This is a genomic window from Actinoplanes sp. NPDC049265, from assembly GCF_043197135.1.
Lineage (GTDB): Bacteria > Actinomycetota > Actinomycetes > Mycobacteriales > Micromonosporaceae > Actinoplanes.
Genome location: NZ_JBICSP010000009.1, coordinates 151,485 through 173,508, shown reverse-complemented (window position 1 = coordinate 173,508; position 22,024 = coordinate 151,485). Strand labels below are relative to the sequence as shown.

Genomic DNA, 22,024 nt, shown 5'->3' with positions numbered 1-22,024 from the left:
GGTGGCGCTGACCGTCGCTCCCGCCGAGGTCGCTTCGCTCCACCTGCGTGCGTGGGCGCGCTTTTTCGGGCGACAGCCCAGCCGATCCTGCCTACCGTGATCGGCATGCGGAAGATCAACGAGCGACTGATCAACTGGGCCAGCCTCCTCGAGGACGAGACCCTCAAGCAGGCCGAGAAGGCCTCCCGACTGCCGTTCATCCACCCGCACATCGCCCTGATGCCGGACGCCCACCTGGGCAAGGGCGCGACGGTCGGCTCGGTGATCCCCACGCTGGGCGCGATCATCCCGGCGGCGGTCGGGGTGGACATCGGCTGCGGCATGGCCGCGGTGCGCACCCAGTTCCAGCGCGAGGACCTGCGACCGGACCTGGCCGTGCTGCGCAACGCGATCGAGCGTGCCGTCCCGCTGTCCGCCGGCACCTACAACACCCGGCTGACCGCGTCGGCCAACGAGCGCGCCGAGCGGCTGACCGCCCAGGCCGGCAAGGCCGGCTTCGACCCGGCCCGGTATGCCGGCAACTGGAAGCTGCAGCTGGGTTCACTCGGCTCGGGCAACCATTTCATCGAGGTGTCGGTGGACGAGAACAACGCGGTGTGGCTGTTCCTGCACTCGGGTTCGCGCGGCGTCGGCAACAAGATCGCCCAGCATCACATCAAGGTCGCGCAGGAGGCGATGAAGCGCTGGTGGATCGACCTGCCCGACCCGGATCTGGCCTACCTGCCGGAGGGCACCGACGAGTTCTGGGCGTACATCCGCGAACTGCGCTGGGCCCAGAACTTCGCGCTGGCCAACCGCGACGAGATGATGGACCGGGTGGTCGAGTGCCTGGCCGGATTCATGGGCGAGCCGGTGCGCGAGCTCGAGCGGGTGCAGTGCCACCACAACTACACCGAGCAGGAGGAGCACTTCGGCAAGAAGGTGTGGCTGTCCCGTAAGGGGGCGATCAACGCGGCCAAGGGCACGCCGGGCCTGATCCCGGGCTCGATGGGCGACGCGTCCTATGTGGTCGTCGGTAAGGGCGACCCGGTGTCGCTGAACTCCTCGCCGCACGGGGCCGGCCGGTCGTACTCGCGCTCGAAGGCCCGCAAGACCTTCACCCGCGAGCAGCTGCGCACGGCGATGGCGGGCATCGAGTACCGCGACACGGACGCGTTCCTGGATGAGATCCCGCAGGCCTACAAGCCGATCGACGTGGTCATGAGCGACGCCGGCGACCTGGTGGAGGTGCGGCACACCCTCCGCCAGATCGTCAACGTCAAGGGGGATTAGCCCAGCCGCAAGGTGTCGCGGATGCTGCGGTAGGCGGGCTTGCGCTCGAAGTCGGCGGTCAAGGGGGTGGCCTCCCCTTGACCGTCGAAGACGCCGGGGACCCAGTTGTAGCGGTCGGTGAAGCCCCACAGGGTGTACGAGACGCAGCGCTGGGCCAGTAGGCACGCCTGCATCAGCGTGGTGAAGCCCTGGGCCTGGGCCTGCACCTCGGCGCTGTCGGCCGGCAACGGGATGCGCACGTCGACCTCGGTGAAGGCGGTGTCCAGGCCGAGCCTCTCGAAACGGCGCAGGTTCTCCAGGGTGGTCTGCGGTACGCCGTACTGGGTCGCCAGGTGGCCCTGCACGCCGTACCCCTGCACCGGCACGCCCTCGGCCTTGAGCTGTTGGACCAGGGCGTAGTAGGCGTCGCTCTTCGGGCTCAGGCCCTCGTTGTTGTAGTCGTTGAGGTACAGCTTGGCCGCCGGGTCGGCGCGGTGGGCCCAGCGGAAGGCGTCGGCCACGAAGCCCGGGCCGAGGTTGCGGTACCAGATGGTGTCGCGCCAGGTCCCGTCGTCGTTGAAGATCTCGTTGACCACGTCCCAGTGCCACACCTTGCCCTTGAAGTGGGTCACCGTGTCGACGATGTGCTCGCGCAGGATCTGGCGCAGTTCGGCCGGGGAGTAGTCGCCGCCGGTCAGCCAGGCCGGGTTCTGGCTGTGCCAGACCAGCACGTGGCCGCGCAGTTTCTGGTCGTGCTGCCGGGCGAACTGGACCAGCTCGTCGGCCGGGCCGTAGTTGTGCACGCCGCGGGTGGGTTCGAGGGTCTCCCACTTCATCACGTTCTCGGCGGTGACGGTGGAGAACTCGGCGCCGACCAGGTCGCGGTACCGCGCGTCGGAGTCCAGGGCGGACATGTCGACCGCGGTGCCGATCCGGATGCCGGCGCCGCGGGCGGCGGCCCGCAGGGTGTCGGGGGCGGCGGCCTGGGCGGCGCCGGTCGGCAGGACGAGGGCCAGAGCGAGGGTGAGGGTGAGGGTTCGTCTCATGCGGACTCCTCCTGAAACTTCCGGGTGGATGCCGGAAACATAGGCTGCCTGTCCAGGGCGGTCAAGACCTTGACGTTGATCAATAGAGGCTCCTTGACTGCGGTGGGCGGCCGGGTCCTGCGTTACGGAGATCTGTCCGCACGATTACCGAAAGTTTCGGGGCGACAGTTCGCCGCACGACATTGGCCCGTCGGCTGATGGATCCCCCCGCCGGGCGCGCGCCTTACCACGGCTGTAAAAGTTGTCGCGGTGCAAACGTGACCGTTCGGTTTTGGCGGCTGGCCGAAAGTATGAGTTTCTGCAGCTCAGCGCCGGTGCAAGCTGGGCGTTTTGTAACTGAATGACGTGTCTTCCCTACCCTCCGGAGGCGCGTCCGACTTGCCAGGTGCAATTTGCAGATCCATGTTGGCTGGGTCAGGTGTGACGTTTGGGGGGGGCCGGCATGCGAGTCGCATTGGGTACGAGACTGCGTACCGGCGACGTGTGCACACAAAGTGGCGTCTGGCGTGTTCTCAAGGTCGACCGGTCGAGCACGCCGATGCAGAAGGGCCAGGCGATGCCCGACCTGGCCGGCCGCAGCGTGGTCTGGGAGCTCGTGCAGGCCTACTGAGGCGGCAAGCCGATCCGCTGAGCCCGGCGCCGCCCGGTAGATTCCCGGGATGCGCACGGTCACCCGCAAGCTCGCCCTCTGGCGCAACGACCTGGACAACGGCGTCTGCGCCGTGCCCGAGGAGCTGCGCGACCGCGAGGCCATGACCGTGGTCCTCGAGCACCGTTCCCGCGGCGTCACCCCGCTGCGGCTCGAGTTCGCCTCGGCGCTCCAGCAGGACGTCGAGTGGCAGCTCACCGGCATCGACTGGCCCGACGACGTACGCCCCGGCGTGCTCGTCAGCGTCACCTGGTCCGGCCGCGACCAGGTGACGCTGCGGACCACCCCGCTGGACGAGCCGGTCCGGGTCGACGGGCTCGACTACTTCCACGAGTACGACCCCAAGGTGGCCACCCGCGAGTTCGACTCCGGCACCTCCAACCGGGGGCGCGTCCTGCACGCCGTACGCCGGCAGGGCCGCATCTTCGACGACGGCAGCGCCGCGCTCGCCGCCTCCTCGGTGGCCAAGCTGGCCGGGCTCGGCCGCGGGCAGCGCGGCACCTTCCTGCTCGACAACGCGCTCGACCAGCTGACCCGCGAGGGCTACCTGACCCGGGTCACCGGCAGCCTCGACTCCTCCGGCTATCCGTCCTATCCCGCCGTGCCCGGGCAGAAGACCGCCGAGATGCTGTTCTACGCTCCGCTGGTCGAGCCGGTGCCGATCGACGACGACCGGGCCGAGCACTGGGTCGACGGCTTCGTCCGCAAGCTCCCGCGCGGCGCCCAGGCCTCGGAGAAGCAGGTCACGCTGCACGACGAGGTGGACCCGGACGCGCCGTTGGAGCCCGGCTACACGTACGTGAAACGACACCACCGCAGTGGGTGACGCAGGTCACTCCTGGGCGAGAACCGATCCCTCGGATCCGTCGTCTTGCCTGGTGTGAGAGCAAGCCTGGACGAAGCCGAGCTGATCCGCCGCACCGCGGCCGGTGACCGGCAAGCGTTCGACGAGTTCTACCGGCGCACGTCGGCCTGGCTCGCCGTCCGGCTCCGGCGGCGCTGCGCCGACGACGACGTGGTCGCCGACGTCCTCCAGGAGACCTACCTGGCCGTGTGGCGGGCCGCCGGCAGCTTCGCCGGCCAGGCCGCGCAGGGCAGCGCGGTCGGCTGGCTCTGGACGATCGCCGCCAACCGGCTGGTCGACGCGTTCCGCCGCCGCGCCCGCCTGGCCCAGGTGCCACCGGCCGTGCTGGCCGAAACGGTCGTACCCGCCGCCGAGGACGAGGTCATGGCCGGCCACGTCGGCCAGGAACTCGAACGGGCCCTGCTCGACCTGCCACCGGAACTGCGCCAGGTGCTGCGCGCGATGGTCCTCGACGGGCTGTCCGTACGCGACACCGCGTTGTTGCTCAGCGTGCCCGAGGGCACTGTCAAGACCCGCGCCCGCCGGGCCCGGATCGCGTTGCGGGAGGCCCTGTCGTGACCAAGCACCCCGACCCGGCCGTGATCACCGGATACGCCGGCGGCGACCCCGCCATCGACGAGGCCACCCTGTGGTCGGTCGAGGTCCACCTGGAAACCTGCGCCGAATGCCGCGCCCGGCTCGCCGGCGGCGCCCCCGCCGGCACCCAGGCCCTGCTCGACCGGGTCGCCGCCGGCCTCGACCGGGAGATCGCCGCCGGCCCCGCCCCCACCGCCCGATCCCGCACCTGGACGGCGGCCCGCCGCCGCTGGCTGGTGTGGTCGCTGCTGCCCTGGCTGACGATGACCGGAGTCCTGCTCGGCGTGGCCGCCCTGCTCGCGCTGGCGCAGCCGAGCATGCCGTCACTGGTGCTGCTGTCCGCACCGATCGCCCCGTTGCCCGGAGTGGCGGTCGCCTGGGGCCGGCGCAACGACCCCGCGTGGGAACTGGTCGCCAGCGCCCCGCGCGCCGGGCTGGGCATGCTGCTGCGGCGTACCCTCGCGGTCCTCGTCGTGATCATCCCCCTGCTTGCCCTGGCCGGCGCCGGAACCGGCGTCTCACTGGCCATGACGCTCGTACCCTGCCTGGCCTTCACCGCCGCCACCATCGCCCTCGGCGCCGTCCTCGGCGTGGCCCGGGCGGCGATCGGACTGACCGTGGCCTGGGTGCTCGCCGTGCTCACACCCAGCGTCCTGACCCACCACCTGCCGGTCCTGCTCCGGCCCGGCAGCCTCGGAATCTGGCTGCTCCTGACCGTGGCGATGGCCGGCTTCGCCCTCTCCCGCGCCGACAGCTTCCGGCGCATGTCCAGCACCAACTGACCCCTTTTCCATGGAGGATCGATGATGCGCACGGTCAGTGCGGCCGAGACGGCTCCCACCGCGTACGCCTGGGCCGTCCACGCCGAGCAACTCCAGGTCCGCGCCGGCCGGCACCTGGCCGTCGACGGCCTCGACCTGGCCCTCGGCACCGGCGTACACGGCCTGCTCGGCCCCAACGGCGCCGGCAAGACCACCCTGATGCGCGCCCTGGCCACGGTCATCAAGCCGGCCGGCGGCCGCCTGACCCTCCTCGGTCACGCCGCCGACGGGCGCACCGACCTGCGCCGGGTCCGCCGCGCCATCGGCTACCTGCCGCAGCAGTTCGGGTTCTACCCCCGGTTCACGGTGCGCGAGTTCATCGAATACATGGCCTGGCTCAAGGAGATGCCCAAGGAGGCCATTCCCGCGGCGGTGCAACGCGCCATCGACCGCGTCGGCCTGGCCGCCAAGGCCAACGCCCGCATGAAGACCCTGTCCGGCGGCATGCTCCGCCGCGCCGGCATCGCCCAGGCCATCGTCAACGACCCCGAGGTGCTGCTCCTCGACGAGCCGACCGTCGGCCTCGACCCCGAGCAGCGTCTCGACTTCCGCGAACTGATCCGCGACCTCGGCGTCGACAGCTGCGTGCTGGTCTCGACCCACCTGGTCGAGGACGTCGCGGTGGCCTGCACCGACGTGGTTCTGATGAACGAGGGCCACCTGGTCTACCAGGGCAACCCCGACGAGCTGGCGGCCTACGGCGACCAGGGCGGCGCCGGCGACAGCGCGGCCGAGCGCGGCTACTCGTTCCTCCTCCGCCGCCACCGCGAAGGCTCCTGACCGTCCCCTTCGCACCTCGCTCCACCGGCGTTGACCTGCACCCCAGCGAATCCACAGCTGATCGGTCGGAGCGTCCTGCGACGGATCGCGGCGAAACGGGGCGGATCGACGCCGGCGCGAGCAGATGTGGGCCTGGACAGCACTGCCGGGCCCGCAGGCCGCGATTCCGTACGCGCGAACCGGCCCGCATGGGTCGCTGGAACGCGCGGGGCCGGCCGCCGGGAGGGGAGCCGGCCTCGCGCGTACCCTCGCGCGTGCCGGAGGTCAGCGGTCGCTGACGCTGCAGTGGGCGTTGGTGGGGTCGAAGACGACCGGGAAGGTGCCGGCCGCGCCGTCCTCCCACGTGAAGTCGACCTCGGTCACCACGGCCGTGGTGACGTCCGCCGGGACGTACTGGAAGAAGGCGTAGTCCGAGTTGCCGGCGGGCAGGGTGGCCGGCAGGCCCAGCACGTAGCCGTGGTCCTCGTTCACGCGGGCGGTCACGGTCACCGGCGTGGTGCCGCCGCGGACGGCGGCGTGGAACTGCACTTCCTTCTCGAACGGGTTGTCGTTGTAGACGGTGCAGCTGATGTATTTCGCGAAGTAGTTCCCGGCGGCGGCCGAAGCGGGGACCGCGGCACCGGCGGTGACGAGCAGGGCGGCGGCGGTCACGGCGGAGGCTTTCACGAGGGACTTCATGGGTTCCTTCCGGTCGGGCGGGTCGTCGCCCGGAACCGTACTCAAGATGCGAACCAATTTCATGTTGGCGTGACGAGAAGCACCGAGACCAGCAGTGTTTGGCCTCCCAGATGAGACGTCCCACGGCTCAGCGCAGCGCCGGGAGGACCTTGGCGCCGAAGGTTTCGATGAACGGGCGCAGGTCTTTTCCTACGTGGTGCAGGTAGATGCGGTCGAAGCCGAGGTCGACGTAGCCGCGCAGCCGGTCGGTGTGCTCCTCCAGGTCGGCCGAGATGTTGACCGTCTGGGCCACCTGCTCGACCGGCACGCGTGCGGAGATCACATCGAACTCCTCGGCGGTGGCCAGGTCCCAGCACACCGGCGGCGGGAAGATGTTGCTGCGCCACTGGTCGTGGGCGATCGCCTCGGCCTCCGCGCGGGTTGGCGCCCAGCTCAGGTGCACCTGCAGGCAGGCGGGGCCGCGGCCGCCGGACTCGCGGTAGGCGGCGATCATCTCGCGCAGGTGCGCCTCGGGTGCGTTGACCGTGACCAGGCCGTCGGCCCACTCGGCGCACCAGCGGGCGGTGGCGGTGCTGACCGCCGCGCCGATCAGCGGGGGCGGGGTCTCGGGGCGCGTCCACAGCCGGGCCCGGTCGACCTTGACCAGGCCGTCGCGGGACACCTCCTGGCCGGCCAGCAGGTCGCGGATGACGTCCACCGACTCGCGCAGCCGGGCGTTGCGCACCTCCTTGCGCGGCCACGCCTCACCGGTGATGTGCTCGTTGCTGTACTCGCCGGTGCCCAGCGCGGCCCAGAACCGGCCGGGATACATCGCGGCCAGGGTGCCGATCGCCTGCGCGATGATCGCCGGATGGTAGCGCTGGCCGGGCGCGTTGACCACGCCGAAGGACAGGCTGGTGGCCTGCAGCGCGGCGCCCAGCCAGGACCAAGCGAAGGCCGACTCGCCCTGGCGTTCGCTCCAGGGCGAGAAGTGGTCGGAGCACATGGCCGCGTCGAAGCCGGCGCGCTCGGCGGCGATCACCGATTCGAGGAGCGCGCCGGGCGGGATCTGTTCATGGGAGCAGTGAAGGCCGAACTCGGTCATGCCCCCTCATACCCCAAAGTCGTCACAGCAACTCGCGGTTCTCCCGCTGGTCGCGCAGTTCCCGATTTGTCGTCAGAGCGTGGCGCAGTCCCCGAGGCGGGCGCCGGTGACCTCGGTCGGTGCGCCGAAACCGGACACCGGTGCGCTGTTGCCGGTGCAGGTCAGGGTGCCCTTGACGCGGGAGCCGGCCAGGATCGGGCCGTAGGCGCCGGCCAGCCGGGTGTAGCGCTCGCTGGCCGTCGCCTGGGTGTTGTCCTTCAGGGTCAGTGCGCCCTTGAAGGTGCTGCCGGCGATGGTCACGTCGCGGGTGGTGCCGGTCAGGCGGGTGGCGCCGACCAGGGTGCTGCCGAAGATCTGCACCGCCTGGGCGCCGTTGGTGTTGAGCGCGCCGGTGATCCGGCTGTCCCGGACGACCAGCGCGGCGCCGGGCTTGACGGTGACCGTGCCGCGCACGGTGGCGCCGGTCAGGCAGGTGACGCCGGTGGTGGCCACGACCGTGGCCTGGTGGCCGGTCAGCGTGCTGGTGCAGGCGGGGGAGGAGCCGGGCAGGACCGTCGCCTGGTAGGCGCCGACGGGTCCGATGTTGCCGGCCGGGTCGATCGCCCGGTGCTCGACGGTGTGCGTACCGAAGCCGGGAATGAAACCCCCGGACGGGTGATCGTCGGGCAGTTCCTGCTCGAACGCGGCCTTGGACAGGCCGCCGGTGCCGAGGTTGCCGTAGGTCAGGGCCTTGACCACGGTGCCGGAGTGGCTGAAGTGGAACGGCGAGGCGGGCATCGGCCGCTCGGGGAACCCGAAGTAGTTGAACCAGCCGTCGTGGTCGAGGCGGAACTGGCCGACGACGTACCGGCCGGCCTGGTCGTCGCCGGGGTCGAGCCACATGTCCCAGCCGTCGAAGTAGACCGGGTGCTCGACGCGGCCGGGCAGCGTGGTCAGCGGCTCGGACAGAGTGCGGGCGGCGGTCGGCGGGGTGTTGTCGATCGTCCAGGTGACGGTGTCGGTGGTGCCGCGGTCGGTGGCGGTCGCGGTGAGCGTGTGGTTGCCCTTGGCCAGGCGCTTCGCGCTGAGGTCGAGGGTACGGGCGTTCGCCGGGTTCGCCACCGGTCGGCCGTCGAGGGCCCACGACACCCGTACGACCTTGTCGGCGGGGTGGTTGGTCTCGACGAACACGACCTCGTCACGGGCCAGCGGCTGGGTCGTCATGGTCGACGCGGTGATCTCGGCGGCCGGCGTCGACGTGGGGGCGGACGCCGGGGCGACGATCCACGAGCGCTGCTGGACGAACCGCGGCCCGTTGAAGCCCGAGTCGTCGGCGGCGTTGTTGGTCGACGGGTTGCGTACCCAGTCGGTGCCGTCCGGGCCGACCGGATCGCGTACCTCGAGGGTCACGACCGTGCCCACCGGAAGAGGGTGGGCCGAAAGGTCCAGGTTTTGATCCGTGCCGATCACCTGGCCGTCGGCGCGCCAGGTGAACGAGAGTGTGTGGAAGCGGGGGCGGCCGGCCTCGGCCCAGAGAACGCCGTCGTGCGGCACCCTTCCGGTGGGCGTACCGCGCACGACCATCTGCCCCGAGTTTCGCAGGCCGGTGATCCGGGCGACCATGTTCTCGCGGCCGACCTGGTCCCAGTCGAAGCCGAGCCAGCGCATCATCGAGTGCTCGCTGGGCCGGCGCTGCCCGCACGGGTACGTGCCGCCGCCCTCGTGCAGCCCGACGCGCCCGCCGGACAGGCTCGGCTCGCCGAGCCAGCGGAACCACTTGTGCTGGTCGGCGATCATCTGCTGCTCGGAGGTGTAGATCGTGTGGTGGAAGCTGCTCGGCTCGGGGCCGGTGTAGCAGGGGCGGATCACGTCGCGGGAGCTGTACGGGTACTCGTCCAGCAGCGTCCCCAGCGAATGCCCGAGCTCGTGCAGCGAGATCAGCGGCCCCTGCGGCGAGCCGCCGGAGGTGGTGGCGCTGGTGCCGCCGATCCCGCCGTACGTGAAGGTGTTGAAGATCGCCAGGCTCTGCAGGTTTTGCGCGTTGCGGGGGATGCCCAGCGCCGGCGTGACGTAGGTGTCGAGGATCCGGTTGAGCGCCTGGTTGCCGGTCTCGCACGGCGCCGGCCCCGGGTGGGACGCGCAGCCGACCGGGGCGCCGCCGTAGACGACGCCCCGGGCCAGCGGCTCGGCACAGCCGTTCTGGAAGATCATTCGCAGGGCGGTGTCCTTGGTGTCGAGCGGGCCCTCCCGCTCGCCGGTGTCCCGGATGGTGCCGTCCGGGTTGCGCTTGCGGCCGTCGGGGTCGCAGCGGACGCCGTAGTCGACCGAGGCCAGCTCCACGGCGTACACGTTGATGTAGTCCCGATAGGTCCGGAACGGCTCGGTGGCCCACATGACGGCCAGGTTCCGGTCGACGTCGGCCCGGAACAGCGACTGCTGGTCGGCCTGATAGCCGTCACCCAGGATGATCAGGTTGAGGCGCTCGGCGGCCGGGCCGGTCACCTGGATCGGCGTGACCTTGGGCTCGGGCAGCGGCTCGGCGGCGGCGTGCGCGACCGACGGGGTGGCCAGCAGGCCGAGGGTGAGGAACGCGGCGACCAGGAGTCTTCTCACAGCGTGACTCTATCCACATAGGTCGCTACCCGCGTAGAGCCTCGACCACCAGTTTCGGCGCCTCCTCGGCCATGAAGTGTCCACAGCTGACCAGCTGGTGGGTCAGGTTCGGGGCCCAGGGGCGCCAGACCGCGGCCGCGTCGTAGCCGAGCTGCGCACCCCAGTCCTGCTGCAGCACGGTCACCGGCATGGTCAGGGTGCGCCCGGCGGCCCGGTCCGCCTCGTCGTCGGCGATGTCGACGGTGGCCGAGGCGCGATAGTCGGCGACGATCGAGGGCACGTGCGCGTTCAGGTACTCGGCGCGCACCTCAGGGGGAATGGCCGTCGGATCCTTGGTCCAGATGTCCAGGAAGTATCCGAAGAAGGCGTCCGGTGCGGCCCCGATCAGGGTTTCCGGCAGGCCCGGCGGCTGGGCCATGAGAAAGAGATGAAAACCGACGGCCGCCTGTACGCCGTGCAGCACGTCCCACATGTCGAGGGTGGGCACGATGTCGAGCAGGGTCAGCCGGGTGATCCTGTCCGGGTGGTCGAGGCCGGCGCGGAACGCGACCAGGGCGCCGCGGTCGTGGCCGGCCAGCTCGAACCGGTCATGGCCGAGTTCCGCCGCCAGCGCCACGATGTCGGCGGCCATACGCCGCTTGGAGTAGCCGTCGGCCGGTTTGTCCGATCCGCCGTATCCTCGCAGGTCGGGGCAGATCACCGTGTGGTCGGTGGCCAGGTCGGCCGCCACGTGCCGCCACATCAGATGCGTCTGCGGGAAGCCGTGCAGCAGCACGATCGGCGGCCCGTCACCGCCCACGGCCACGTTGAGGGCGACGTCGCCGTCGACCGGGATGCGCTGGTAGTCGAAGCCGGAGATCCGCATGCCGCCCAGCCTGCCTCGGCCCGATCAGCAGATGATCAGCGTTACGGTTGGCCGGTGCGGTTCGGGGTGCTCGGTCCGCTGCTGGCCCGCGACGACGCCGGGCCGGTGGACCTCAAGGGGCCGCGTCATCGGGCGGTGCTGGCCCGGCTGCTGATCGCCCGGGGCCGCGTGGTGCCCGTCGACACCCTGATCGCCGACCTGTGGCCCGATCCGCCGGAGCGCGCGGCCGGGGCGGTGCAGACCTTCGTCGGCGCGTTGCGCCGGGCGATCGAGCCGGACCGTCCGCCGCGTACGCCGCCACGGCTGCTGATCACCGAAGGTCCCGGCTACGCCCTGAGGCCGCCCTCCGACGCGGTGGACGCGTGGCGGTTCGAGGCGCTGGTGCGGGCCGGCGTCGACCTGGACGAGGCGCTGGCCCTGTGGCGCGGTCCGGCGTACGCGGACGTGGCCGCCCAACCGTGGGCCCGTGCCGAGATCGACCGGCTCGACGCCCTGTGGCTGCTGGCCCAGCACCGCCGCGCCTCGACCTGGGTCGACTCGGGCCGGGCGGCCGACGCCGTGCCCGCCCTGGAGGCGCTGGTCAAGGAGCATCCGCTGAGCGAGGAGACCCGCCGGCTGCTGGCGCTCGCGCTGTATCGCAGCGGCCGCCCGGCCGATGCTCTGGCCGCCCTCCGGGAGGCTCGCGCGACGCTCGCCGACGAGCTCGGCCTCGACCCGAGCCCCTTCCTGCGCGAGCTGGAGACCGACATCCTGCGGCACGCTCCCGCCCTGGCCACGCCCGCGGCCGGCTTACCCGCGGCCGGGCCTTCTCCGATCGGGCCTTCCTTGAGCCGGCTTCCTTTGAGCGGGCTTCCCTTGAGCGGGTCTCCCTTGAGCGGGTCTCCCTTGAGCGGGTCTCCCTTGAGCGGGTCTCCCTTGAGCGGGCCTTCCTTGAGCGGGCCTCTCTTGATCGGCCGTGATGCCGAGATGGCCGCGCTGGTCGCGGCCATCGGCCGCGTCGGATCTCCACCCTCGGCCGGTCACGGTCGAGTGGCTCTGGTCGGCGGCGAGCCCGGCATCGGCAAGACGGCCCTGGTCGCGGCGTTCGCCCGGGGCCGGCGCACGCTCTGGTACCGCAACCCGGCCGAGCTGGGCATCCCGGCGATCGGCGGCGACCCGGCGACCGCCGAGGTGCGCCGGCGCCGGGCCGTGGCCGAGCACCTGGCCGACCTGGCCCGCGTCGAACCATTGGTCGTCGTGATCGAGGACCTGCACGCCGCCGACCCGGCCACGGTCGCCTTGATCGAGCACCTGACCGATCCGCCGCCGGCCGAACCGATCCTGCTCGTGGCCACCTACCGCACCACCGAGGCGCCCCGCGCGCTGCTCGGCCGGCTCGCCCACGCCGACCCGCTGCGGATCACGCTGGGTGGTCTGGCTCCCGAGCAAACCCGTTCCCTGGTACGCGCGACGCTGGGCCGCGACGTGCCGGACGCCACGCTCGAGGTGATCCAGCGGCGGTCCAACGGCAACCCTTTCTACGTACGCGAACTCGCCCGTCTCGTCGACAGCGGCCTGGACGGCGTCCCACCCGGCGTCCGCGACGTCGTCCGCCACCGCCTCGCCCAACTCCCCGCCCCCACCCAGGACCTGATCCGCCGCGCCTCGATCCTCGGCCGCACCTTCACCCTCGCCCACCTCCCCGCCGCCCCCCACCCTTCTGAAGTGGCAGCTCAGAGCGGTATTCGCCCACCGGATACCGCCCTGGCCTACCACTCGGGGTCTGGGCATGGGGGGCTGGACGCGGTTGAGGAGGCGGTGGCGCGGGGGTTTGTCGAAGAGGTGGGGGCGGGGCGGTTCCGGTTCGCGCACGCGCTGGTGCGGGACACCGTCTACGACGATCTGTCGCGCACCCGGCGGGCGGTGTGGCATCTGGCCGCCGCGGAGGCGCTGCGGGACGACCCGTTCGCGTTCGCCCACCACCTCGACCTGGCCGGCAGCCCGGACGCCGCCGACGCCGCCCGGGGCGCGGCCGAGCTCGCCGAGAGCCGTTTCGAGCAGCATGAGGCCGTCCGGTGGTGGCGGACCGCGCTGCGCCACGGTTCCGGTGCTTCCGCCCGTACCCGCGCGGAATGGGTCATGGGTTTGGCCCGCTCACTCGCGGTCACCGGGGAGTTGGCCGAGGCCCGGCGCCGGCGCGGGGAGGCGATCGCCCTGGCCGCCGGCGACGCGGCGCTGACCACCCGGGTGATCTGCGCGTTCGACGTGCCGGCGAGCTGGGCCGGGAACGACGACCCGGCGCTGGCCGCGCGCATCGTCGAGGCCGCCCGTGACGCTCTGCGATCTCCGCGGTCGGACGCCGACCGGTGCCGGCTGCTGGCGACGATCGCGATGGAGGCGCGCAACACCGGCGGCCCGGACGCGCGGGCCGCGGCCGAGGCAGCGGTCGAGCTGGCGCGCGGGCTGGCCGACCCGGCATTGCTCGGGTACGCGCTCAACGGCCTCTACCTGCAGACATACCACCGGGCGGGACTGGCACCGGCCCGGGCCGCGATCGCCACCGAACTGCTGGGCCTGGCCACGCGGCACGGGCTGGTCACCTACCGGGTGCTCGGTCATCTGCTGCTGATGCAGGCGCGGTCGGCGCTGGGCGACTTCGCGGCGGCCGACCGGCACGCCGCCGACGTCGACGCGCTGGCCGGGGAATATCGGATCCCGCTGGTCGACGTGTTCACCGCCGGCTATCGGGCGATGCGGTCGGGGCGGGCGGCCGATACGTCGAGCCGGGCCACCGAGGCCGGGATGCCCGGAGTCGACCAGCGGCTCGACCGGCCGGCCAGCGCCGACGCGATGCTCGAGGCCCGGCTCTGCCACCAGGCCCGGGCGGCGATCGCCCGCGGTGACCGGGCGGCGATGGCGGCGCTGGCCGAGCGTCTGACCCCGGCCGCGGGCGAGCGGGCGGCCGGCAGCGCCCTGGTCGACCTCGGACCGGTCGCCGACGTGCTGGACGCCCTGGCGAACTCTGCGTGAAGAGATCATTTCTACCCTGACGTGCGTGGATCCGCCCGCAGTAGCGTCGGCCGGGTGCGTCGGGCCTGGTTGACGGTGGAGTTCCTGCTGCTGTTCTTCGGGGTGGTCGGCGCCTACGCAGCGCTGGGCCGCCCGAGCAGCCCGATCCCGCCGCTGCTGCTGCTCGGCCTGGTCGCGCTTCTCTGGTTGCGGCGACGGCCGGGCTTCGACCGCGGCAATCTGCTCCGGCCGGCCGGACTGCACGAGGCCCTGCCGACGATCCTGATCACCTGGGCGGTCGCGGCCGTCGCCGGCATCGTCGTGGTGGCCGTGGTCGAGCCGGCCGAGCTGTTCGACCTGCCACGCACCCAGACGCTGCTCTGGGTGCTGATCATCGTGCTGTACCCGCTGCTCTCGGTCTACCCGCAGGAGCTGATCTACCGGGCGTTCCTGCTGCACCGCTACGAACCGATCCTCGGCCGGGGCCGGCTCGCCGCGGCGGCCAGTGCGGCGGCGTTCGGCTTCGCCTACATCATCTTCGGCGCCGTGGCGTCGGTGCTGCTCACGCTGGCCGGTGGCTGGCTTTTCGCCCGCCGCTACCAGCGCACCCGTTCGCTGCTGGCGGCGTCGGTCGAGCATGCCCTCTACGGGGTTCTGGCGTTCACGATCGGCCTCGGTGACCTGTTCTACCACGGTGCCGTGCGCTGACCCTTTCGGCCTTGCTCGAATGGCACCGCCACCGGCCCTCCGCATGCACTCGAATGGATGACGTCGGAAGGAGGCCACGATGGAGAGCCACGGATCGCTGATCGCGACGCTCATCGCCGCGCTGCTCGGTGCGTGAGGGGGAGGCATCGATGCACACGCACGGTTTCACTGAGTTCGTCAGGCTCGTCGCTCAGCTGCTGGGCGCCTGAGGAGGAGCCGGGCCCGCGGCGGGCCCGGCCCACCGGGGTTGCCCATCGACGTCGCTTGATGTTGTGATGCCGAAATGGGGGAGCGGGCCCGGAAACTGCTGCCGCCTCCGGGCCTGCCCCGGCAGCTGGTGGTGCAGGCGGCGCTGGTGGCGGTCGGGTGGGGCGTCTATCTGACCGGAAGCGTCGTGTTCTTCACCGTCTATGTGGGACTGTCGGCGGTGCGGGTCGGGGTCGGGCTGTCGATCGCGGCGTTCGTCGGGCTGGTCGCGGCGTTGCCGCTCGGGCATCTGGCCGACCGGGTCGGCGGGCGTGCGGCCTGGGTGATCGGGGCGTTCGCGGGGGCGTGCTGCTTCGGCGCCTATCCGCTGGCGCGGGGCTTCTGGTCGTACGTGCTCATTCTCGGCGTGCAGACGCTGGCGGTGGTCCTGGTCGACGCCGGGCGCAACGTGTATACGGCCGCGGCGGTGCCCCGGGAGATCCGGGTGCGGACGATGGGGTTCGCCCGAGCGTACCTCAACGCGGGTTTCACCGTGGGCGCGGGCATCGGTTCGGCGGCGATCGGGCTCAACTCGCGTGCCGGGCTGTTGATTTTGGTCCTGGCCAACGCGGCCGGTCAGGCCATCAGCGGGTTGGTGGTGTCGCGCTGGCCGGCGATCCACGCCACCTCGGAGGGCCCGCGCCCGGCGCCGTGGCGGGTGCTGCGGGACCACGCGTTCATGGCGCTGACCGGGATCTTCTCGATCCTGCCCCTGAACGAGATCATCTTCATGACGATCGTGCCGCTGTGGGCGATCACCCGCACCGATGCGCCGAAGCCGGTCCTGGGCGCGCTCTTCCCGCCAGTGCTCTGCTCGTACGCCCCGTCTTCGCCTGGGTCGGACGCACCCAGCGCAACGTCGTCACCCACCCCGACCCCGAGGTCCGTCACCCTTAATGGCAATGGTTATCATCTCCGGGAACTCGACGAAGGGGTCCGGAGATGGCGCACGTACTGCTGGTGGAAAGCTGGGTCGGGGCGATGAGCCGCCTGCTGCCCCGCGCGATTCTCGAAGCGGGGCACGGGTTCTCGTTCCTCACCCGCGACCTGCACCACTACCTGCGCGGCGCCCCCGCCGGCGGCGCCCATCCACTGCTCGCGGCCCGCAACCTGCTGACCGCCGACACCAACGACGTGCCCGCGTTGCTCGAGCACGTGACCCGCCTGCACGAGGCGATCCCCTTCGACGGCGTGATCACGTCGTGCGACTACTACCTGGAGACGGTCGCGCTGATCGCGGCGCGGCTCAACCTGCCCGGGCCAAAACCCGATGCGGTGCGTACGGCGTACCGCAAGGATCTGACCCGCCGAGCGCTCGACCGGGCCGGCCTGCCACAGCCGAGGTTCGCCCGGGCCGAAGGGTGGACTGAGGTGTCCCGGGCGGCCGGCGAAATCGGGTTCCCGCTGGTGCTCAAGCCGGTCGACCTGTGCGCGGGCATGTACGTGCGCCGGGTCGCCGACGCCACCGAACTGCGGGCGGCGTTCGACGCGGTCGCCGGCTTCCCGGTGAACGCGCGGCGCCAGGCCCGGGTACCCGCGGTGCTGCTCGAGGAACTGATGAGCGGGCCCGAGGTCAGCGTCGAGACCGTCACGGTGGACGGATCGACGACGGTGATCGGGGTGACCGACAAGTCGCTCGGCGGGGCCACCGGCTTCGTCGAAACCGGCCACATGTTCCCCGCCGACCTCGACCCGTTGTTCCTCGCGGCGCCTGCCGCCGCGGCGTCCCCTTCTCCCGCGGCCTCTTTCCCGGCACCCTTCTCCGTGGTGCACCCGTTGCCCGCGGCCTCCTTTTCGACGCCTTCCGCCGCGGCGCGACCTTTGCCCGCGGCCTCCACCTCGGCGCGGCCTTTGTCTGCGAGGCCTCCTTCTCCCGCGGCGTCCCTTTCCTCCGCCGCGCCGTCCTTCCCTGCGGGATCTCGCGGTTTCATGGGCGTGGCGGAGGTTGCGGTGGCCGCGCTTGACGCCGTCGGGCTGGACCACGGGGTCGCGCACACCGAGCTGCGGCTGACCGCCGACGGGCCGAAGGTCGTCGAGATCAACCCACGGCCGGCGGGAAACGAGATCACCGAGCTGATCCGCCGGGTCACCGGGATTGATCTGCCCATGGTGTACGCGCAGCTGGCGCTGGGCGAGACACCGGATCTGAGCCGGCGGGACACCGGCGTGGGCAGTGCCGCCGTCGCGTTCGTCCTGCCGACCCGGGCTGGAACGATCCAGGAGATCAGGCGCTGGCCCGACGACGAGCGGATCGTCGACTGGTCGCTGCGCGGGCCCGGCCACCGCACCGGCGACGCGAGCAGCAACAACGACTACCTCGGCCACGTGATGGTGGTCGACGAGAAGCCGGCCGGCGCCCGGCCGGTGGCGGACGCGCTCGCCGCCGGCGCCCAGGTGGTGTATGCCGCATGATCAGGGTGGGACGCGCTCGTTGTCGGCGCGCTGGTGGTGTGTGTCGCATGATCAGGGTGGACTTGCTGGTTGTCGGCGCGCTGGTGGTGTGTGTCGCATGATCAGTGTGGACTCGATCATTCGGGAAGCGATCGATGATCCCGGCGACCCGCGGGTCAGCGTCGCCTTCGTGACGCGGCAAGGTGCGCGGCACGCCGGTCGCGGCCGTGGCTATCGCAACCACGTGTTGAGCCTCCGGGTCGAGGCGGCGGTCGGTTCCTGTGCCATCGAGCCCGGGGCCCTTCCCGACGACCTTGTTTACGATTGTGTCGGCGTACCCGTCAAAGATCTTCTGTCCCATGAAACGCTGCCGGTTCGGGTGGCCGCCCTCGACGCGTACCTCATGTCCCGCGCCCCCCACGCCGGTGTGGCCGTGACCGTCGCCGGTGGCACCTCGCTGGCCAAGTCCCGGCAGCGCGCCGAAGCCGTCGCCGGCCTGCTGCCGGAGCCGCGCGGACGCACCGTGCTGGTCGTGGGCGTGGTCAACTCGCTGCTGGCGAGCCTGCGCGAGCGAGGCTGGCGCTACCTGCCGTGCGACCTCGCCGGCGGCACGACAGAGTGGGGCGAACCGTGCCTCCCCGACGCGGCCGCGCTGCTCGACCGGAGTGACGCCATCCTGGCCTCGGGCATGACTCTGGGCAACGGCACCTTCGAGCCGCTGCTGGCGCATGCCGCCGCCACCGGTAAGCCATTCGTCGCGTTCGCCCAGACCGGCAGCGCCATCCTGCCCCGGTTCGTTGGCGCCGGGCTGTCGGCGGTCAGCGCCGAGCCGTACCCGTTCTTCTGGCTCGACGGAGGACCAACCACGATCTTCCGGTACGCGGCAGCCGACGCGCCACCGTGGCGCAGCCCTTCCGGGGAGCCACCGTCCCCGACCGCCCCGGTCAGCTCGCCGGCCTCAGAAGCGTTCGACGGGCCAGCGGTCGGTGGGCCAGCGGTCGGCGGGTCCGCGGTCGGTGGGCGTGTGGTCGGCCGGTGTGCGGTGGATGGGTCGGTGGTCGGTGGGCGTGTGGTCGGCCGGTGTGCGGTGGATGGGTCGGTGGTCGGTGGGTGTGTGGTCGGCCGGTGTGCGGTGGATGGGTCGGTGGTCGGTGGGCGTGTGGTCGGCCGGTGTGCGGTGGACGAGTCGGCGGTAGGTGGGCGTGTGGTCGGCGGGTCGGCGGTCGGTAGGCCTGCGATCGGCCGGCGTGCGGTCGACGAGCCGGCGGTCGATGGATCCGTTCTCGACCGGCTCGCGATCGAGCGGGCTGCGATCGGCTGGTCGGCGTGAGTGCGCCGCAGCTGCTCAATCTGGTTGGCGGCACGCCCGTTGTGTTCGTCGACGCGCCGCTGCCGCATCCGCATCCCGGGTTCTGGGCCAAAGTCGAATGCGCGGCGCCGGGCGGGATGAAAGCGCGCGCGGCGGTGGCCATGTTGACCGGGGCGCGCGCACGGCGGGAGTTGCGGCCCGGCGCGGCTGTGGTCGAGTCGACCAGTGGCACCCTCGGTGTCGGGCTGGCCTTTGCCGGGCAGGCGCTCGGGCATCCAACGGTGCTCGTGGTCGACGCCGAGCTGGAACGTTCCATGCGGGCACTGCTGCGCGCCCACGGTGCCCGGCTGGAGATCGTCGACCGGCCGCACCCGACCGGCGGCTGGCAGCAGGCCCGGCGCGACCGGCTAGCCGAGGTGCTCGCCACGCTGCCCGGCGCCTACTGGCCCGACCAGTATCACAACCCCGACAACCAGGATGGTTACGCCGGGCTCGCCGACGAGGTGGCCACGCAACTCGACCAGGCGGACGTGCTCGTGTGCAGTGTCGGCACCGGCGGGCACAGTGGTGGCCTGGCCCGGGCGCTGCGCCGGCACTGGCCCCGGCTGCGGCTGGTCGGGGTGGACACGGTCGGGTCGGCCATCTTCGGGCAACCGTCGCGGGCCCGGCTGATGCGCGGGCTGGGCAGCAGCATGCATCCGTCCAACGTGGACCATGCGGCGTTCGACGAGGTGCACTGGGTCGGCCCGGCCGAGGCGGTGGACAGCTGCCGGCGGCTGGCGCGATCGGCCTTCGTCACCGGCGGATGGAGCACCGGGGCGGTGGCCCGGGTGTCGGCGTGGATCGCGCGGACGCGGCCCGGCGCACGGGTCGTGACCGTCTTCCCGGACGGGCCGCACCGCTACCTCGACACGATCTTCGACGATGACTGGTGCGCGGCCCACGGCCTCCTGCACGGCGCCGCGCCCGGGCATCCGGTGGAGATCCCGCACCCGCGCGCGGTCGAGGTCACCATGTGGAGTCGCTGCCGGACGGTGATCAGCCCGGTGCCCGCATGAAGCTGACCTGGGAGAGCTATCCGCTCCGGCTGCGGGAACCGCTGCGCATCTCGCGCTCGACCATGGCGTTCCGCGGCGCGGTACGCATCTCGCTGTCGGACGGCGAGCACACCGGCCACGGCGAGGTGGTGACCAGCGTCCACCATCGGCTCGACCTCCCGACGATCACCGCCGCATGCGAGACGCTCGCCGGCCCTCCCGCGCTTGGTGGCTTTCCGGCTATCGCGGCGGGCGGGTTGGGTCCTGTTCCGCCCGGAGTGCGAGCCGCGGTCGACGCGGCGTTGCTCGATCTGCGGGGCAAACAGGCCGGGATGCCCGTGTACGCCCTGCTCGGCCTGCCCGCTGCCACGGCGGTCGTCACCGCGTACACCATCGGTCTGGTTTCTCCGAACGACGCCGCGACCGCCGCACTCGGGTTGGCCGCGGGCGGCTTCGGCGTACTCAAGATCAAAGCCGGTGATCAGTACGACGTGGCCCGGATCGCCGCGGTTCGGCGGGCCGCGCCCGGCGTCCGGCTGTGGATCGACCCCAACGGTGGGTGGACGCCGACCGAAACGCTGCGGGTGCTGGCGGAATGCGAGCAGCACCGGATCGACATGGTGGAACAGCCCGTCCCGCCCGGCGCCCCCGACCGCCTCGCCTGGATCAGCGAACGCACCCCGATCCCGGTCGTCGCCGACGAGGACGCCGCCACCGAGGACGACGTCGACCGGCTGGCCGGGGCGGTCGACGGGATCAACATCAAACTGGCCAAGTGCGGCGGCGTCACGGCCGCGTTGAGCCTCGCGGCCAAGGCGCGTGAGCACGGGCTCGAGATCATGCTCGGCTGCCTGGTGGCGAGCAGCCTCGGGATCGCGCCCGCCGTGCACCTCGCCGGGCTCGCCCGGTGGATCGACCTGGACGGGCACCTGCTGCTGAACGACGACCCCCACACCGGCATCGGCGGCCACGGCGGCACGCTGCGGCTGTCCGGCGAACCCGGACTCGGAATCAGGAGGAAGATATGAAGACGAACGTCATGCCCTACCGGCTGCGCGAGGCCGGCCCCGCCGACGTCAGCGGCGCGCGCAGCGTCATGCTGGACACGTTCTACCGGGTGTTCGACGTCGGCTACCGGCCGGACTGGCACGCCGACGTCATCGACCTCGAAGGCACCTACCTGCGGCCGCGGCATCATGCGCTGTTCGTCGCCGAGCACGAGGGCGAGATCGTGGCGACCACGGCGGTCCGGGCCGCCGCCCCGAACAGCCCGCCACACCCGCGCTGGCTCGTCGACCGCTATCCGGCGGACACCACGGCGCAGCTGTTCCGGGTCTACGTGCGGCCCGAGCACCGGCGTCAGGGGCTGGCGCGGTCCCTCGTACGCGAAGCCGTGTCTTTTGCCTCCGATCAACCGATTTACCGTGCGATCTACCTGCATACCGACACCCGCGTGGCCGGCGCCGAGGCCTTCTGGCGCACGATGGCCGAGCTGGTGCACGACCCGCGCGACGGCGGCTCCGGGTGCTCGCAGACGGTGCACTTCGAGATCCCGATTGAACGTCAAGCCTGCCGTTCCTGAAACCGGCTGGACTCGTCGCGCCCACGCGTGCGCCCGGTGGTGGGGTGGTTGGCTGCTGGTGTTGCGGGTGGGTCTGGTGGTGGGGTGGTTGGCTGCTGGTGTTGCGGGTGGGTCTGGTGGTGGGGTGGTTGGCTGCTGGTGTTGCGGGTGGGTCTGGTGGTGGGGTGGTTGGCTGCTGGTGTTGCGGGTGCGTCCGTGACGGGGCGGTTGGCTGCTCGTGCTGCGCCTATTCCCCGTGGTGGGTCGGTGGATCGTGGCGCGGTCCGTCCGGTGGCGGAGCGCTCGACAAAGCTTGATGGCGGTTCTCTGGGCGGGGCAACTGGGCGGCGGGGCGGGTGCGGGAGGCGGCGGCGACCGGGACAACGGTCGGACTCTGACTGAGGCCGGACAATGACGATGGTCGCGGTTGGACGGGTCTCGGGTTTGCGGCCGGTCGGGTGACGGGTTCTGCTGCGGCGGCGGGTCTCGGGTTTGCGGCCGGTCGGGTGACGGGTTCTGCTGCGGCGGCGGGTCTCGGGTTTGCGGCCGGTCGGGTGACGGGTTCTGCTGCGGCGGC

The 22,024-nt window shown here is 71.7% G+C and carries 18 protein-coding genes and 2 pseudogenes; 15 read left to right on the top strand and 5 right to left on the bottom strand.

Annotated elements, in window-relative coordinates; genetic code table 11:
* Positions 1-105: 105 nt before the first annotated feature.
* A complete protein-coding gene (locus tag ACGFIO_RS22510; RefSeq protein ID WP_392828247.1) occupies positions 106-1,272 on the top strand; it encodes an RtcB family protein in 1,167 nt (388 codons plus the stop codon).
* Here ACGFIO_RS22510 and ACGFIO_RS22505 read toward each other — a convergent pair.
* Positions 1,269-2,297, bottom strand: coding sequence for an endo-1,4-beta-xylanase (locus tag ACGFIO_RS22505; protein ID WP_392828246.1), 1,029 nt, complete (start codon positions 2,295-2,297; stop codon positions 1,269-1,271). The two genes, ACGFIO_RS22510 and ACGFIO_RS22505, sit on opposite strands and share 4 nt — an antisense overlap.
* Before the next feature lie 442 nt (positions 2,298-2,739).
* Here ACGFIO_RS22505 and ACGFIO_RS22500 point away from each other — a divergent pair, with 442 nt between their 5' ends.
* The 5 genes from ACGFIO_RS22500 to ACGFIO_RS22480 are packed head-to-tail and all read left to right on the top strand — an operon-like array spanning position 2,740 to position 5,988.
* Complete coding sequence (locus ACGFIO_RS22500; protein WP_392828245.1) at positions 2,740-2,907, top strand: hypothetical protein; 168 nt, start codon at positions 2,740-2,742, stop codon at positions 2,905-2,907.
* A gap of 49 nt (positions 2,908-2,956) precedes the next feature.
* Positions 2,957-3,772: a hypothetical protein gene (locus tag ACGFIO_RS22495; RefSeq protein WP_392828244.1), complete on the top strand. Its 816-nt coding sequence runs from the start codon at positions 2,957-2,959 to the stop codon at positions 3,770-3,772.
* Between the two features lie 54 nt (positions 3,773-3,826).
* Positions 3,827-4,369 (top strand): RNA polymerase sigma factor, encoded by a 543-nt coding sequence (locus tag ACGFIO_RS22490; RefSeq protein WP_392828243.1) that lies wholly within the window; start codon positions 3,827-3,829, stop codon positions 4,367-4,369.
* Positions 4,366-5,169, top strand: a complete 804-nt coding sequence (locus ACGFIO_RS22485) for a hypothetical protein (RefSeq protein WP_392828242.1) — start codon at positions 4,366-4,368, stop codon at positions 5,167-5,169. Before ACGFIO_RS22490 ends, ACGFIO_RS22485 begins: the two co-directional genes overlap by 4 nt.
* A gap of 24 nt (positions 5,170-5,193) precedes the next feature.
* A complete protein-coding gene (locus ACGFIO_RS22480) occupies positions 5,194-5,988 on the top strand; it encodes an ABC transporter ATP-binding protein (protein WP_392828510.1) in 795 nt (264 codons plus the stop codon).
* 264 nt (positions 5,989-6,252) lie between these two features.
* On the opposite strand, the gene ACGFIO_RS22475 is transcribed toward ACGFIO_RS22480, so the two are convergent.
* From ACGFIO_RS22475 to ACGFIO_RS22460, 4 genes are all read right to left on the bottom strand, one after another.
* Positions 6,253-6,666 (bottom strand): hypothetical protein, encoded by a 414-nt coding sequence (locus ACGFIO_RS22475; protein WP_392828241.1) that lies wholly within the window; start codon positions 6,664-6,666, stop codon positions 6,253-6,255.
* 127 nt (positions 6,667-6,793) lie between these two features.
* Positions 6,794-7,750, bottom strand: a complete 957-nt coding sequence (locus tag ACGFIO_RS22470; RefSeq protein ID WP_392828240.1) for a TIGR03885 family FMN-dependent LLM class oxidoreductase — start codon at positions 7,748-7,750, stop codon at positions 6,794-6,796.
* A gap of 72 nt (positions 7,751-7,822) precedes the next feature.
* Positions 7,823-10,342, bottom strand: coding sequence for a M64 family metallopeptidase (locus tag ACGFIO_RS22465; RefSeq protein ID WP_392828239.1), 2,520 nt, complete (start codon positions 10,340-10,342; stop codon positions 7,823-7,825).
* Between the two features lie 25 nt (positions 10,343-10,367).
* Complete coding sequence (locus ACGFIO_RS22460) at positions 10,368-11,207, bottom strand: alpha/beta fold hydrolase (protein ID WP_392828238.1); 840 nt, start codon at positions 11,205-11,207, stop codon at positions 10,368-10,370.
* On the opposite strand from ACGFIO_RS22460, the pseudogene ACGFIO_RS22455 reads away from it, so the two are divergent.
* The 9 genes and pseudogenes from ACGFIO_RS22455 to ACGFIO_RS22415 form a co-directional block, all read left to right on the top strand.
* Positions 11,088-11,948: pseudogene (locus ACGFIO_RS22455) on the top strand (BTAD domain-containing putative transcriptional regulator); the annotation flags it as partial. The gene ACGFIO_RS22460 and the pseudogene ACGFIO_RS22455 overlap by 120 nt on opposite strands.
* 146 nt (positions 11,949-12,094) lie before the next feature.
* Positions 12,095-12,166: pseudogene (locus ACGFIO_RS22450) on the top strand (hypothetical protein); the annotation flags it as partial.
* 2,104 nt (positions 12,167-14,270) lie between these two features.
* The gene (locus ACGFIO_RS22445; RefSeq protein WP_392828237.1) at positions 14,271-14,903 is read left to right on the top strand and encodes a type II CAAX prenyl endopeptidase Rce1 family protein; all 633 of its coding nucleotides are present in this window, start codon (positions 14,271-14,273) and stop codon (positions 14,901-14,903) included.
* A 283-nt stretch (positions 14,904-15,186) separates the two neighbouring features.
* Positions 15,187-16,134 carry an MFS transporter gene (locus ACGFIO_RS22440; RefSeq protein ID WP_392828236.1) on the top strand — a complete coding sequence of 316 codons (948 nt, stop codon included), beginning with the start codon at positions 15,187-15,189 and terminating at the stop codon, positions 16,132-16,134.
* Entirely contained in the window at positions 16,092-17,561 is a 1,470-nt protein-coding gene (locus ACGFIO_RS22435) for an ATP-grasp domain-containing protein (RefSeq protein WP_392828235.1), read from the top strand. Before ACGFIO_RS22440 ends, ACGFIO_RS22435 begins: the two co-directional genes overlap by 43 nt.
* A gap of 97 nt (positions 17,562-17,658) precedes the next feature.
* Positions 17,659-18,870: a Rossmann-like domain-containing protein gene (locus tag ACGFIO_RS22430; protein WP_392828234.1), complete on the top strand. Its 1,212-nt coding sequence runs from the start codon at positions 17,659-17,661 to the stop codon at positions 18,868-18,870.
* Positions 18,867-19,907, top strand: coding sequence for a PLP-dependent cysteine synthase family protein (locus tag ACGFIO_RS22425; protein WP_392828233.1), 1,041 nt, complete (start codon positions 18,867-18,869; stop codon positions 19,905-19,907). Before ACGFIO_RS22430 ends, ACGFIO_RS22425 begins: the two co-directional genes overlap by 4 nt.
* Complete coding sequence (locus tag ACGFIO_RS22420) at positions 19,865-20,914, top strand: dipeptide epimerase (RefSeq protein ID WP_392828232.1); 1,050 nt, start codon at positions 19,865-19,867, stop codon at positions 20,912-20,914. Before ACGFIO_RS22425 ends, ACGFIO_RS22420 begins: the two co-directional genes overlap by 43 nt.
* A complete protein-coding gene (locus ACGFIO_RS22415; RefSeq protein ID WP_392828231.1) occupies positions 20,911-21,468 on the top strand; it encodes a GNAT family N-acetyltransferase in 558 nt (185 codons plus the stop codon). Before ACGFIO_RS22420 ends, ACGFIO_RS22415 begins: the two co-directional genes overlap by 4 nt.
* Positions 21,469-22,024: the final 556 nt, after the last annotated feature.